The organism is Pseudomonas sp. FeS53a (assembly GCF_000931385.1).
Classification (GTDB): Bacteria; Pseudomonadota; Gammaproteobacteria; order Pseudomonadales; family Pseudomonadaceae; genus Metapseudomonas; species Metapseudomonas otitidis.
On the sequence record NZ_JYFT01000036.1, the window covers coordinates 99515 to 111921 of the forward strand.

Sequence of the window (12407 nt, forward strand, 5' to 3'; positions counted from 1 at the left end):
CTTCCTCCGCCGATTGGCTTCAAGCCTGTGGAAAACTCGGCCTATAATGTCGCCCCTTTCGCCCAATGATTTTGCGGAGTTGGTGATGGCCGAACGTAAGGCATCCGTTGAGCGCAACACCCTGGAGACCCAGGTCAAGGTCTCGATCAACCTGGACGGCACTGGCAAGGCCCGCTTCGATATCGGCGTGCCCTTCCTCGAGCACATGCTCGACCAGATCGCCCGCCATGGCCTGATCGACCTCGACATCGAGTGCAAGGGTGATCTGCACATCGACGACCACCACACCGTGGAAGACGTCGGCATCACCGTCGGCCAGGCCTTCGCCCAGGCCATTGGCGACAAGAAGGGCATCGTCCGCTACGGCCATGCCTATGTCCCGCTGGACGAGGCGCTGTCCCGCGTGGTGATCGACTTCTCCGGCCGCCCCGGCCTGCAGATGCACGTCCCCTTCACCCGCGCCACCGTCGGCGGCTTCGACGTGGACCTGTTCCAGGAGTTCTTCCAGGGGTTCGTCAACCACGCCCTGGTGACCCTGCACATCGACACCCTGCGTGGCCACAACACCCACCACCAGATCGAGACCGTCTTCAAGGCCTTCGGCCGCGCCCTGCGCATGGCCATCGAGCTTGACCCGCACATGGCCGGCCAGATGCCGTCCACCAAGGGCGTGCTCTGATGCAGACCGTCGCAGTCATCGATTACGGCATGGGCAACCTGCACTCGGTTGCCAAGGCCCTGGAGCACGTCGGCGCCGGCCGTGTGCTGGTCACCAGTGACGCCAGCGTGATCCGCGAGGCGGACCGCGTGGTGTTCCCCGGCGTGGGTGCGATCCGCGATTGCATGGCCGAGATCCGCCGCCTGGGCTTCGACAGCCTGGTGGCCGAGGTCAGCAAGGACCGCCCGTTCCTCGGCATCTGCGTCGGCATGCAGGCGCTGCTGGAGCACAGCGAGGAGAACGACGGCGTCGACTGCATCGGCCTGTTCCCGGGCCAGGTGCGCTTCTTCGGCAAGGACCTGGCCGAGGCCGGCGAGCCGCTGAAGGTGCCGCACATGGGCTGGAACGAGGTGCAGCAGAGCGTGGCCCACCCGCTCTGGCACAACATCCCGGACCTGGCGCGCTTCTATTTCGTGCACAGCTACTACATCGAGGCCGGCAACCCCAAGCAGGTGGTCGGTCGCGGCCACTACGGCAAGGACTTCGCCGCCGCGCTGGCCGAGGGCTCGCGCTTCGCCGTGCAGTTCCACCCGGAGAAGAGCCACACCCACGGCCTGCAGTTACTGCAGAACTTCGCCGCCTGGGACGGCCGCTGGTAAACCCATGAGCCGCGGGAAGAAGGCCCCCAGCCTGCAACTCGACGCGACCCAGACCCAGGACGCCGTACTGGCCATCAAGCGTTTCATGGCCGACCGCTTCGAACTGGAGCTGGGTTCCTTCGAGGCCGAGGAAGTCCTGGACTTCTTCGCCCGCGAATTCGCTCCGCATTTCTACAACAAGGCGATCTCCGACGTGCAGGCGCACCTGAAAGACAGGTTCGACAGCATCGAGAGCGACTTGTGGGCGCTCGAGAAAGCCTGAGCGCACCGCCGACTCCACTGACTTCGAACAGGTTGAACCGATGCTGATTATCCCCGCTATCGATCTGAAGGACGGTGCCTGCGTGCGCCTGCGCCAGGGCCGCATGGAAGACTCCACGGTGTTCTCCGACGACCCGGTGAGCATGGCCGCCAAGTGGGTGGACGGTGGCTGCCGCCGCCTGCACCTGGTGGACCTCAACGGCGCCTTCGAAGGCAAGCCGGTGAACGGCGAGGTGGTCACCGCCATCGCCAAGCGCTACCCGAACCTGCCGATCCAGATCGGCGGCGGCATCCGCTCCCTGGAAACCATCGAGCACTACGTCAAGGCCGGCGTCAGCTACGTGATCATCGGCACCAAGGCGGTGAAGGAGCCCGAGTTCGTCACCGAGGCCTGCAAGGCCTTTCCCGGCAAGGTGATCGTCGGCCTGGACGCCAAGGACGGGTTCGTCGCCACTGACGGCTGGGCCGAGGTGAGCAGCGTGCAGGCCGTGGACCTGGCCCGCCGTTTCGAGGCCGATGGCGTCTCCGCCATCGTCTACACCGACATCGCCAAGGACGGGATGATGCAGGGCTGCAACGTCGAGGCCACGGCGGCCCTGGCCGCTGCCAGCCGCATCCCGGTGATCGCCTCCGGCGGCATCCACAACCTGGGCGACATCGAGAAGCTGCTGGCTGCCAAGGCCCCCGGCATCATCGGTGCCATCACCGGTCGCGCCATCTACGAAGGCACCCTGGACGTCGCCGAGGCCCAGGCCTTCTGCGACAGCTACAAGGGTTAATCACGCGCAACGGTGCGCGCGGCGCAGCCGGCACCAGAGGATTCCAGTATGGCTTTGGCTAAACGCATCATCCCCTGCCTCGACGTGGACAACGGCCGCGTGGTGAAGGGCGTCAAGTTCGAGAACATCCGCGACGCCGGCGACCCGGTGGAGATCGCCCGCCGCTACGACGAGCAGGGGGCCGACGAGATCACCTTCCTCGACATCACCGCCAGCGTCGACGGCCGCGACACCACGCTGCACACCGTCGAGCGCATGGCCAGCCAGGTGTTCATCCCGCTCACCGTGGGCGGTGGCGTGCGCACCGTGCAGGACATCCGCAACCTGCTCAACGCCGGTGCCGACAAGGTCTCGATCAACACCGCCGCGGTGTTCAACCCCGAGTTCGTCGGCGAGGCGGCCTCGCGTTTCGGCTCCCAGTGCATCGTGGTCGCCATCGACGCCAAGCGGGTCTCCGCGCCCGGCGAGACACCGCGCTGGGAAATCTTCACCCACGGAGGCCGCAAGCCCACCGGGCTCGATGCAGTGGCCTGGGCGGCGAAGATGGAAGAGCTGGGTGCCGGGGAAATCCTCCTGACCAGCATGGACCAGGACGGCGTGAAGAGCGGTTACGACCTGGGCGTTACCCGCGCCATCAGCGAGCGTGTGCGCATCCCGGTGATCGCCTCCGGCGGCGTCGGCAATCTCGAGCACCTGGCCGCCGGCATCCTCGACGGCAAGGCCGATGCGGTGCTGGCCGCGAGCATTTTCCATTTCGGCGAATACACTGTTCCGGAGGCGAAGGCCTACTTGGCCAGCCGGGGCATCGTGGTGCGCTGAGCACGATTCTTGCCTTCATTTATGCTTTGGCTGCAACCGTGATCCGGTTCGCAGCCTGGGCAGCCGAGGCCGATACCCTGTACCCGGGGTCAGGCCCGTTGGTTTTACCCATCCTCCTTACAAGGTAGTTGCATATGTCGAAACGCCTCCTGCTCGCCCTGGCGAGCACTCTCCTGGTGCTGGCCGGGACCGTTCGCGCCGAAGTGGACGAGAACTACACCCTGGTGCTCCTGACGGAGAACTTCCCGCCGTACAACATGGCGATCAACGGGAAGAACTTCGCCCAGGAAGACAACATCGACGGGATCGCTGTCGACATCGTGCAGGCAATGTTCAAGCGCGCCGGGGTCAAGTACACCATGACCCTGCGCTTCCCCTGGGACCGCATCTACAAGCTGGCGCAGGAGAAGCCCGACTACGGCATCTTCGTCACCGCCCGCCTGCCGGAGCGCGAGGCCTCCTTCAAGTGGGTCGGCCCCATCGGCCCGGACGACTGGGTCCTGCTGGCCCGTGGCGACAGCACCATCAGCGTCAGCAGCCTGGAGCAGGCCAAGCAGTACAAGGTGGGCGCCTACAAGGGCGATGCCATCCACCAGGCCCTGACCGACAAGGGCATCGAGGCGCATGCCTCCCTGCGTGACCAGGAAAACGCCAAGAAGCTGGAGAAGGGCCAGATCGACCTCTGGGCCACCGGCGACCCCGCTGGCCGCTACCTGGCCAAGCAGGAAGGCATCACCGGTCTGAAGACCGTGCTGCGCTTCAACCAGACCCCGCTGTACCTGGCGCTGAACAAGAACGTGCCGGACGAGGTGGTCAAGAAGCTCCAGGACGCCCTGGAGCAACTGCGCAGCGAAGGCTTCGTGGACAAGACCATCAACAGCTACCTGTAAGAACCTCGCGACCGGCCCAACAGCCGGTCGCTTGCCATTGGATGGCAGGACGGGCTGAGTGAACGTCTGTGGGACCGTGCCCACGCAGGGATGCCGCTGGCCATAATCACAACACCAACGCGAGCGGTAGAACGATGCACAAGCTATTCAGACCTCTTCTGGCCCTGGGCCTGATCACCCTCTCCCTGGCGGCTCGCGCCGAGCTGCCGGCCGACTACAAGGTGGTCCTGCTCACCGAGAACTTCCCGCCCTTCAACATGGCGGTCGACGACAAGAACTTCGCCCGTGACGACGGCATCGACGGCATCAGCACCGATATCGTCCGCGAGATGTTCAAGCGCGCCGGCATCTCCTACAACCTGACCCTGCGCTTCCCCTGGGACCGCCTTTACCGCCTGACCCAGGAGAAGCCCAACTACGGCCTGTTCTCCACCACCTACACCGAAGAGCGCAAGCCGCAGTTCAAGTGGGTCGGTCCGCTGGCCAAGAGCGGCTGGGTGCTGCTCGCCGCGCCGGGCAGCACGCTGAGCGTGAAGGACCTCAAGAGCGCCGGGCAGTACCGCATCGGTGCCTACAAGAACGACGCCGTCAGCCAGTACCTGGAGAGCCAGGGCCTGAGCCCGCAGAACGCCCTGCGTGACCAGGAGAACGTGAAGAAGCTGGAGAAGGGCCAGATCGACCTGTGGGCGACCACCGACCCGGTGGGGCGCTACCTCGCCAAGCAGGAAGGCGTGACCGGGCTGCAGACCGTGCTGCGCTTCAACGAGGTCGAGCTGTACCTGGCCTTCAACAAGGACACCCCCGACGAGGTGATCGAGCGACTGCAGAAGGCCCTGGACCAGATGCGCGCCGAAGGCTTCGTCGAGGAAGCGACCAAGAACTACCTCTGAGTACCATCTCCCAGCCGGCGCGCCGTAAGGGTGCGCCGGCTTCGCCTTACTTCAGTCCGTAGCGATAGATGCGCCGGTCGTTGCTGTCGTACCAGTTGCCCTTGGCCCAGAACACCCGGTCCTGATTGCGGTCCAGCCCGAGCACGCCCAGGTAGCCGGCGATGGCCAGGCGCGACCAGGAGCGGCCGCCGTCGCGGGAATAGAACACCGCATCCGCTGAAATACGCGCCGACTCGCCATCCTCCGTGGGGTACAGCCACTGGGGCACTTCGTAGCGGCTGTCGGTATTGGCCAGCAGCACGCCGTTACCCGCCAGGAACCCTCGCAGCCCGCTGGACGCCGGGAGCGGCCAGAAGGGCGTGGGCAACGTGCCGTTGACCTGCCAGGTGCCGCTGTCCCGCTGCCACTCGGCCACCTCCGTGGCCCGTTCGCCCTCCCGGCTGATCACGCCGTACACCTGGCCCTGGCCGGTGCCCACCAGATCTTCCACCAGCACGCCGGTGTCCCGCTGCAGCGGGCCGATGCGCCATTGCCCGCCTTCGCGGACCAGCTCCGCGCGGGTGGTGACGAACAGCGGGGTGTCGAGGTAGCGCCCGCCGGGCTTGCCGTAGAGGAAGGACTGCCCGATCCACAGCGCCGCGTGGTCGTCGTCGTACTGCCAGACGTGCGGTGTGATGGTGCCGAAGGTCCCGGCGCCGTCGCCCCACTCGGCGTCGGCTGGCGCGCGTTTGCGGATCTCGTCCAGGCCCACCAGCAGGTTCTCCGAAGCGGCCAGGGCCTGGCGGGTATGCCCGCGATCGGGGGAGTAGTAGAGGCCGGCACGGTTGTCGGCGACGGTGTCGGGCTCGTAGTCGTACGCCGCGCTGGGGGTGGCGCTCTGCGGCAGGGTGGCCCAGGCCCAGACCTGGTCGGCATCGTGGAAGTAGGGCTTGAGGGACCAGGCCAGGTTATCGGCCTCGGGGAAGAAGCCGTCCGGCAGCACCTGCCAACTGGCACCCTGGTCATCGCTGCGCAGCACCACGGTCTGCTGCAGGCCCTCCAGCGGGTCCTTGCCGGGGCGATCCACGCCGGTCAGCAGAAACAGGCTGCTGCCGTCGGCATTGGCCACCAGGCAGGCGGTCTCGTCCAGGCGGGCGACCTGGACGAAGCGGCCCTGCTCATCCAGTCGCGACAGGTACGTGGTCTGTGCTTCACGTGAAAGGCCGCCGAAGAACGGGGTGAAGGTGCTCGGCTCGTCACCGTCGTCGGGCTTCTTCTCGCCACGGATCAACTGGCCGAGGTCCTGGCCGACCGCTTCGTCCTCGGAGCGGTCGCCTTCCATGCGCCCCACCAGCCAGGTGTTGCGCGGCGTGGCCACGACGCCGGTGCAGTACTGCTCCATGGCGCGCTGCTCGATGCGTTCGACGCTGCCGACCACTGCCTCGTCGGGGCTGGAGCCGCCCAGTTCCAGCTTGGCGCTGGTGATGATCCAGATGAAACCGAGGGGCACCACGGCGGCAAGGGCCACGGCGGCGAGCGGGACGAAGTGGTCACGGCGGAGGGGCATTTGTGGGCTTCCATTCAGGGCGGGCGGCCAGCCTATAGCCCTGGCGCGCGCTTGCCCAGGCTGGCGCGGTGCTAGCGGTACTGGCCGCCCTTGCCGTGGGCGGCCATGGCGCGGTTGCTGCGCAGGGCGATCATCTGCGGCACGCTCACCAGCTCGAAGCCGCGGGCGGCCAGGCGTGGCAGCTCGCGTTCGAGCAGGGCGAGGGTGGCCGGGTGAGGGTGGCCGATCATCACGGCAGTGCCCTGCTTGCGCGCCAGGCTGAGGGCGGCCTCGAACTGCCGGGCGATGGCCTCGGGGTGCTGGTCGTCATCGAGGAACACATCCCGGGAGAGGCTGGCCAGCCCGACCTTCTGCGCTTCGGCGGCGGCGACGGTGGCGGCGCTGGTGCGGCTGTCGACGAAGAAGCGGTGGTCGGCCTGCAGGCGCTTCATCAGCCAGGCCATGGCCTCGGGCTGGGCGGTCATGCGGCTGCCCATGTGGTTGTTCACGCCCTGGCTGTAGGGCACGGCGGCGAAGGCTGCGTCCAGCCGCCGGGCCAGCTCGGCCTCGGGCAGGCCGGGGTGCCAGGCGAAGGGACCGCCAGCGGGGTCCATCGGCAGGTGCAGCATCACCGTGCGGCGGGCGTCGTGGGCACGCCGGGCCAGGTCGGTGGCGTGAGGGGTGTCGGGGATGATCGCCAGGGCGACGGTGGCCGGCAGGGCAAGGACGCGGCGGTCGCGCTCGGGGGTCTGCCCCAGGTCGTCGATGATCAGCGTCAGGCGGGGCCGTGCGTGACTGGCCGGTGCAGCGGGCTTGGCCGAGGGTTTGGCCGGAGATGGCGTGGGGTTTGCGGGAGCGGGAACAGGGGCAGGTGCGTGGGCGGGTGCCGGTGAGGCACCGACAGCAGGAGCCCGCGGGTTGAGGACCAGCGGGCCCGGCCGGATCGGTTCCGGCTGGGCCACCGGCGCCTGCTCCGGCGCCGCCAGGGGCAGCCGGGGCAGGGGTGGCAACGGCTCGCGGGCCTCGGCCACCAGCGCGCCGAACAGCAGCGCGAGCAGCCAGGCACGGCGACGCACCCTACTCTCCGCGGGTGACGTTGAGCCCTTTGAGCAGGTTGAGGGCCTGGTTCAGCTGGAAGTCGTCGTCCTGCGGGCGTGCTGCAGCGGCCTTGCCCTTGCTGGAGCTGGGACGGTCGGCGCCGCCGTTGCCGTTGCCGAGGTGGCCGGCCAGGTCCGCTTCCTTGAAGTTCTCGGTGTCCTGCTCGCGGGTCACCTTGGCGCGGCTGACCTCGATGTCCGGGACGATGCCCTGGGCCTGGATGGAGCGGCCGTTGGGGGTGAAGTAGAGCGCGGTGGTGAGCTTCAGGGCACGGTCGTTGTTCAGCGGCAGCACGGTCTGCACCGAGCCCTTGCCGAAGCTGTCGGTGCCCATCAGCACGCCACGCTTCTGGTCCTGCAGGGCGCCGGCGACGATCTCGGCCGCCGAGGCGCTGCCGCCGTTGATCAGCACCACCAGCGGTACGCCTTCGCTGGCGTCGGCCGGGTCGGCGGAGAAGCGCAGCTCGGAGTTGGCGATGCGGCCCTTGGTGTAGACGATCAGGCCCTTGGTTAGGAAGTGGTCGGCCACTTCCACCGCGGCCTGGAGCACGCCGCCGGGGTTGTTGCGCAGGTCCAGCACGAGGCCGGCGAGCTTCTTGTCGCCGTTGTCCTTGCGCAGCTTGGCCAGGGCCTTGCCCACTTCCTCGCCGGTGTTGACCTGGAACTGGGTGATGCGGATGTAGCCGTAGTTCTTGTCCAGCAGCTGGCTCTTGACGCTCTTGACCTTGATCACCGCGCGCTTGAGCTCGACGTCGAAGGGCTGGCCGCCCTCGCGCACGAGGGTCAGGACGATGGGGCTGCCGGCCTTGCCGCGCATCTTGTCGACCGCTTCCATCATCGACAGGCCCTTGGTGGGCTGGCCGTCGATCTTGACGATCAGGTCGCCCGGCTGGATGCCGGCCTTGGAGGCGGGGGTGTCGTCGATGGGCGAGACGACCTTGATGAAGCCGTCCTCGGTGCCCACTTCGATGCCCAGGCCGCCGAATTCACCGCTGGTGCTTTCCTGCAGTTCCTGGAACGCCTCGGGTTCGAGGTAGGCGGAGTGCGGGTCGAGGTTGCTGAGCATGCCCTTGATGGCGTTCTCCAGCAGGGTCTTGTCGTCCACCGGCTCGACGTAGGCCGATTTGATGCGGTCGAGCACCTCGGCGAAGGTGCGCAGCTCGTCGAGGGGCAGGGGCGCCTTGCCGGGGGCCGGGGCCGGTGCGGCTGCAGCGGGCGCGGCGGCTTTGGACTCCTGGGCGGCGTGGATGAGCGGCGAGCCCATGAGCAGCGCCAGGGCCATGGCCAGGGGGGTAAGGCGGGACAGATGCGGCATGCGTATCAACTCCTACGGGATTGGGTGGCGCTTATCCTTGCGCTCGGCACCACTGTGCGGGGTCGCTGGGGCGCCCCTGCTGGCGGATGGCGAAATACAGCGCGGGTGTGTCCTGGCCGCCGGTGGTGCCGACGGTGGCGATGGACTCACCGGCTTTGACGACGTCGCCGGCGTTCTTCAACAGGCTCTGGTTGTGGCCATACAGGCTCAGGTAGCCGTTGCCGTGGTCGAGGATGACCAGCAGCCCGGCGCCGCGCAACCAGTCGGCGAACACCACGCGCCCGCCATGGATGGCGCGCACCTGGCTGCCGGCGGAGGCTCCGATGAGCACACCGTCCCACTTGGTTCGTTCGTCTTCGCCGCGCGGAGTTCCAAATCTCGCCACCAGGCGACCATTCACCGGCCAGGGCAGCTTGCCCCGGGCGCTGGAGAACGGGCCGCCGTAGGAGGTGCCGGCGCTGGAGACCAGCGGGCCTTCGACGGTGCGCGGCGGGGTACCGGGGGTGCGCTTGAGGGCTTCTTCCTGGCGCTGGCGCTCGGCCAGCTCGCGCTTGCGCGCTTCCTCGGCTTCACGGGCCTGGCGGGCCAGGGTTTCCTCGATGGTCTTGAGCACACGGCCGAGCTCGGCCTGCTCCTGCTCGCGGGCCTTGAGCTTGCGGTCGCGGTCGCTGACGTCGCGGTTGAGCTTGGCCAGGGCCAGCTGGCGCTCCTTGCGTAGAGTGGCGAGCTGCTCGCGGCGGCCGTCCAGGGCGCTTTTCTGCTCGACGAGGGCGGCCTGCTGGGTGGCGATGTCGCGCTCGACGTTGGCCAGCTGGCGCAGGGTCTCGTTGAAGGTGGCCAGCTGCTCCATGCGCGCCTGGCTGAGGTAGTCGTAGTAGGTGAGGGTGCGGGCGAACTTCTCGGGGTTCTGCTGGTTGAGCAGCAGCTTGAGGTATTCCTGCTGGCCGCTCTGGTAGGCGGCGCGGGCCTGGATGCCGATCAGCCGCTGCTGTTCAGCGCGCGCGCCCTGGAGTTTTTTTTTCTCCTGATCCAGGCGCTTCACCTCGCCTTCGCCCTTGTCCAGCTCCTGCTGGAGGTCCTTGACCTGCTTCTCCAGCTGGCCCATGTCGGACTCGGTCTTCTTCAGGTCGGCCTGGACGCCGGATTTTTCCTCTTGCAGCTGCTTGAGCAGCTTCTTCAGCTCGGCGACGTCCTTGGCGGCCTGGTCCAGCTGCTGCTGGGTCTGGGCGCGTTCGTCGGCGAAGGCCGGTGCCAGGAGGCAGGCGCAGAGGAGGAACGTGAAGGCGCGGAACATGAGGGGTGCGTCACCAGGCGGGAGGACCGGCCTAGTATGCCCGTCACGCTCTGTAAAAAAAACGCCCCGGGGCCTGCGCACCGGGGCATTCGGACCAATCCGAGGGGCCGGCGGTCGGCCCCGGGGTCATTTCAGCTCGACGATCGGGGTGCCGGTCATCTCGGGTGGCACCGGCAGGCCCATCAGGGTCAGCACGGTGGGGGCCACATCGGCGAGGACGCCGCCTTCGCGGATGCGGGCGGGGCGCTTGCCGTAATAGATGAAGGGCACGGGCTCGCAGGTGTGTGCGGTGTGGGCTTGGCCGGTGGCTTCGTCTTCCATCTGCTCGACGTTGCCGTGGTCGGCAGTGATCAGCGCTTCGCCGCCGACCTTGTCGAGGGCGGCGGTGATGCGGCCCAGGCAGGTGTCCAGGCACTCGACGGCCTTGACCGCAGCCTCGAACACGCCGGTGTGGCCGACCATGTCGCCGTTGGCGTAGTTGACGATGATCACGTCGTAGCGCTGGTGCTCGATGGCGTCGACGATGCGGTCGGTGACCTCGGGGGCGCTCATCTCCGGCTGCAGGTCATAGGTGGCGACCTTGGGCGAGGGGATGAGGATGCGCTCTTCGCCGGCGAAGGGCTCTTCGCGGCCGCCGGAGAAGAAGAAGGTGACGTGGGCGTACTTCTCGGTCTCGGCGATGCGCAGCTGGGTCTTGCCGTTGTTGGCCAGGTATTCGCCGAGCACGTTGTTCAGGGATTCGGGCTTGAACGCGCTGGGGGCGGGGATGCTGGCGGCGTATTGGGTCAGCATCACGTAGCCGGCCAGGGCGATTTCGCGGGCACGGGCGAATTCCTTGAAGCCCGGCTCGACGAAGGCACGGGACAGCTCGCGGGCGCGGTCGGCGCGGAAGTTCATGAACACCACGGCATCGCCGTCTTCCACCCGCACCGGCGCGCCGATGGTGGTGGCCTTGACGAACTCGTCGCTCTCGCCGCGCTCGTAGGCGGCGGCCAGGCCTTCGGTGGCGGTGGCGACGGCGAATTCGCCACGGCCTTCGGTGATCAGGTTGTAGGCGGCTTCGACGCGGTCCCAGCGGTTGTCGCGGTCCATGGCGTAGTAGCGGCCGATCAGGCTGGCGATGCGGCCCTTGCCGAGGCGGGCGAAGGTGGCGTCGAGCAGTTCGATGGAGGGCTGGGCGCTCCTGGGTGGGGTGTCGCGGCCGTCGAGGAAGGCGTGCAGGTAGATCTTCTCGGCGCCGCGCTGGGCGGCCAGTTCGGCCATGGCGACCAGGTGGTCCTGGTGGCTGTGCACGCCGCCATCGGAGAGCAGGCCCATGAAGTGCACGGCCTTGCCGGCGGCGACGGCCTTGTCCACGGTGTCGACGATCACCGGGTTGGCGAAGAACTCGCCGTCGCGGATGGCCTTGGTGACGCGGGTGAAGTCCTGGTAAACCACGCGGCCGGCGCCGAGGTTCATGTGGCCCACCTCGGAGTTGCCCATCTGCCCGTCGGGCAGGCCCACGTCCATGCCGGAGCCGGAGATCAGCCCGTTGGGCTGGGTCGCGCGCAGGTGGTCGTAGACCGGGGTGCGGGCGGCGTGGATGGCGTTGTAGTCCGGGCTGTCACTGTGACCGAAGCCGTCCAGGATGATCAGGACCAGGGGTTTGGGCGTGGCTGTCATGGCGTCCGACTCGCAAGGGGGCGTGAGCAAAAAGGGAGCGGCATTTTACGTACAAGTTCCTTGTACGTCACCGCTGGCCGGGGTTTGGTGGACCTGTGGCGCTGTGTATACTGGCCGGCATTTTACCGCCCCGGGACCCGTCGATGCTTGCCCACCTGATTGAATTTGCCACTAACCACTATGTGCTGAGCGCTATCTTCGTCGTCCTGCTGGTGCTGCTGATCGCCCATGAACTGCGCCGCAGCGGTCGTGCGGTGAGCACCCGCGAGCTGACCGCGCTGGTCAACGCCGGCCAGGGCCTGGTGCTGGACGTGCGCTCGGTGAAGGACTTCGGCACCGGCCACATCGTCGACTCCCTGAACATCCCCTTCGAGAAGCTCGCCGCCCGCATGGCCGAGCTGGAAAAGCACAAGGACAAGGCCATCATCGTGGTCGATGCCATGGGCCAGCACGCTGGCACCGTTTGCCGTGACCTGAAGAAGGCCGGTTTCAATGCGCTCAAGCTGTCCGGCGGTATCGGCAGCTGGCGCGGCGAAAACCTGCCCCTGGTGAAGTGAA

Annotated in this window: 13 protein-coding genes; 8 read left to right on the forward strand and 5 right to left on the reverse strand. The window is 67.4% G+C overall.

Annotated elements, in window-relative coordinates; translation table 11 throughout:
- Positions 1 to 85 precede the first annotated feature (85 nt).
- The 7 genes from hisB (at position 86) to SZ55_RS10790 (ending at position 4956) form a co-directional block, all read left to right on the forward strand.
- Positions 86 to 679, forward strand: a complete 594-nt coding sequence (hisB, locus tag SZ55_RS10760) for an imidazoleglycerol-phosphate dehydratase HisB (protein WP_044405401.1) — start codon at positions 86 to 88, stop codon at positions 677 to 679.
- Complete coding sequence (gene hisH / locus SZ55_RS10765; protein ID WP_044405402.1) at positions 679 to 1317, forward strand: imidazole glycerol phosphate synthase subunit HisH; 639 nt, start codon at positions 679 to 681, stop codon at positions 1315 to 1317. Before hisB ends, hisH begins: the two co-directional genes overlap by 1 nt.
- 4 nt (positions 1318 to 1321) lie before the next feature.
- Complete coding sequence (locus tag SZ55_RS10770) at positions 1322 to 1579, forward strand: DUF2164 domain-containing protein (protein WP_044405403.1); 258 nt, start codon at positions 1322 to 1324, stop codon at positions 1577 to 1579.
- Positions 1580 to 1619: 40 nt separating this feature from the next.
- Positions 1620 to 2357, forward strand: a complete 738-nt coding sequence (gene hisA, locus SZ55_RS10775) for a 1-(5-phosphoribosyl)-5-[(5-phosphoribosylamino)methylideneamino]imidazole-4-carboxamide isomerase (protein ID WP_044405404.1) — start codon at positions 1620 to 1622, stop codon at positions 2355 to 2357.
- Positions 2358 to 2405: 48 nt separating this feature from the next.
- Positions 2406 to 3176 (forward strand): imidazole glycerol phosphate synthase subunit HisF, encoded by a 771-nt coding sequence (gene hisF, locus SZ55_RS10780; protein WP_044405405.1) that lies wholly within the window; start codon positions 2406 to 2408, stop codon positions 3174 to 3176.
- A 134-nt stretch (positions 3177 to 3310) separates the two neighbouring features.
- Positions 3311 to 4066 (forward strand): substrate-binding periplasmic protein, encoded by a 756-nt coding sequence (locus tag SZ55_RS10785; RefSeq protein ID WP_044405406.1) that lies wholly within the window; start codon positions 3311 to 3313, stop codon positions 4064 to 4066.
- A 134-nt stretch (positions 4067 to 4200) separates the two neighbouring features.
- A complete protein-coding gene (locus tag SZ55_RS10790) occupies positions 4201 to 4956 on the forward strand; it encodes a substrate-binding periplasmic protein (RefSeq protein ID WP_044405407.1) in 756 nt (251 codons plus the stop codon).
- A gap of 46 nt (positions 4957 to 5002) precedes the next feature.
- Here SZ55_RS10790 and SZ55_RS10795 read toward each other — a convergent pair whose 3' ends face one another.
- The 5 genes from SZ55_RS10795 to gpmI form a co-directional block, all read right to left on the reverse strand.
- Positions 5003 to 6502: a hypothetical protein gene (locus tag SZ55_RS10795; protein WP_044405408.1), complete on the reverse strand. Its 1500-nt coding sequence runs from the start codon at positions 6500 to 6502 to the stop codon at positions 5003 to 5005.
- 71 nt (positions 6503 to 6573) lie between these two features.
- Positions 6574 to 7557 (reverse strand): divergent polysaccharide deacetylase family protein, encoded by a 984-nt coding sequence (locus tag SZ55_RS10800; protein WP_236692406.1) that lies wholly within the window; start codon positions 7555 to 7557, stop codon positions 6574 to 6576.
- Between the two features lies 1 nt (position 7558).
- Complete coding sequence (locus SZ55_RS10805; RefSeq protein WP_044405409.1) at positions 7559 to 8893, reverse strand: S41 family peptidase; 1335 nt, start codon at positions 8891 to 8893, stop codon at positions 7559 to 7561.
- A 31-nt stretch (positions 8894 to 8924) separates the two neighbouring features.
- Complete coding sequence (locus tag SZ55_RS10810; protein WP_044405410.1) at positions 8925 to 10187, reverse strand: murein hydrolase activator EnvC family protein; 1263 nt, start codon at positions 10185 to 10187, stop codon at positions 8925 to 8927.
- Positions 10188 to 10313: 126 nt separating this feature from the next.
- Entirely contained in the window at positions 10314 to 11849 is a 1536-nt protein-coding gene (gene gpmI, locus SZ55_RS10815) for a 2,3-bisphosphoglycerate-independent phosphoglycerate mutase (RefSeq protein ID WP_044405411.1), read from the reverse strand.
- A gap of 143 nt (positions 11850 to 11992) precedes the next feature.
- On the opposite strand from gpmI, the gene SZ55_RS10820 reads away from it, so the two are divergent.
- Complete coding sequence (locus SZ55_RS10820; RefSeq protein WP_044405412.1) at positions 11993 to 12406, forward strand: rhodanese-like domain-containing protein; 414 nt, start codon at positions 11993 to 11995, stop codon at positions 12404 to 12406.
- The last annotated feature ends 1 nt before the right edge of the window (position 12407 follow it).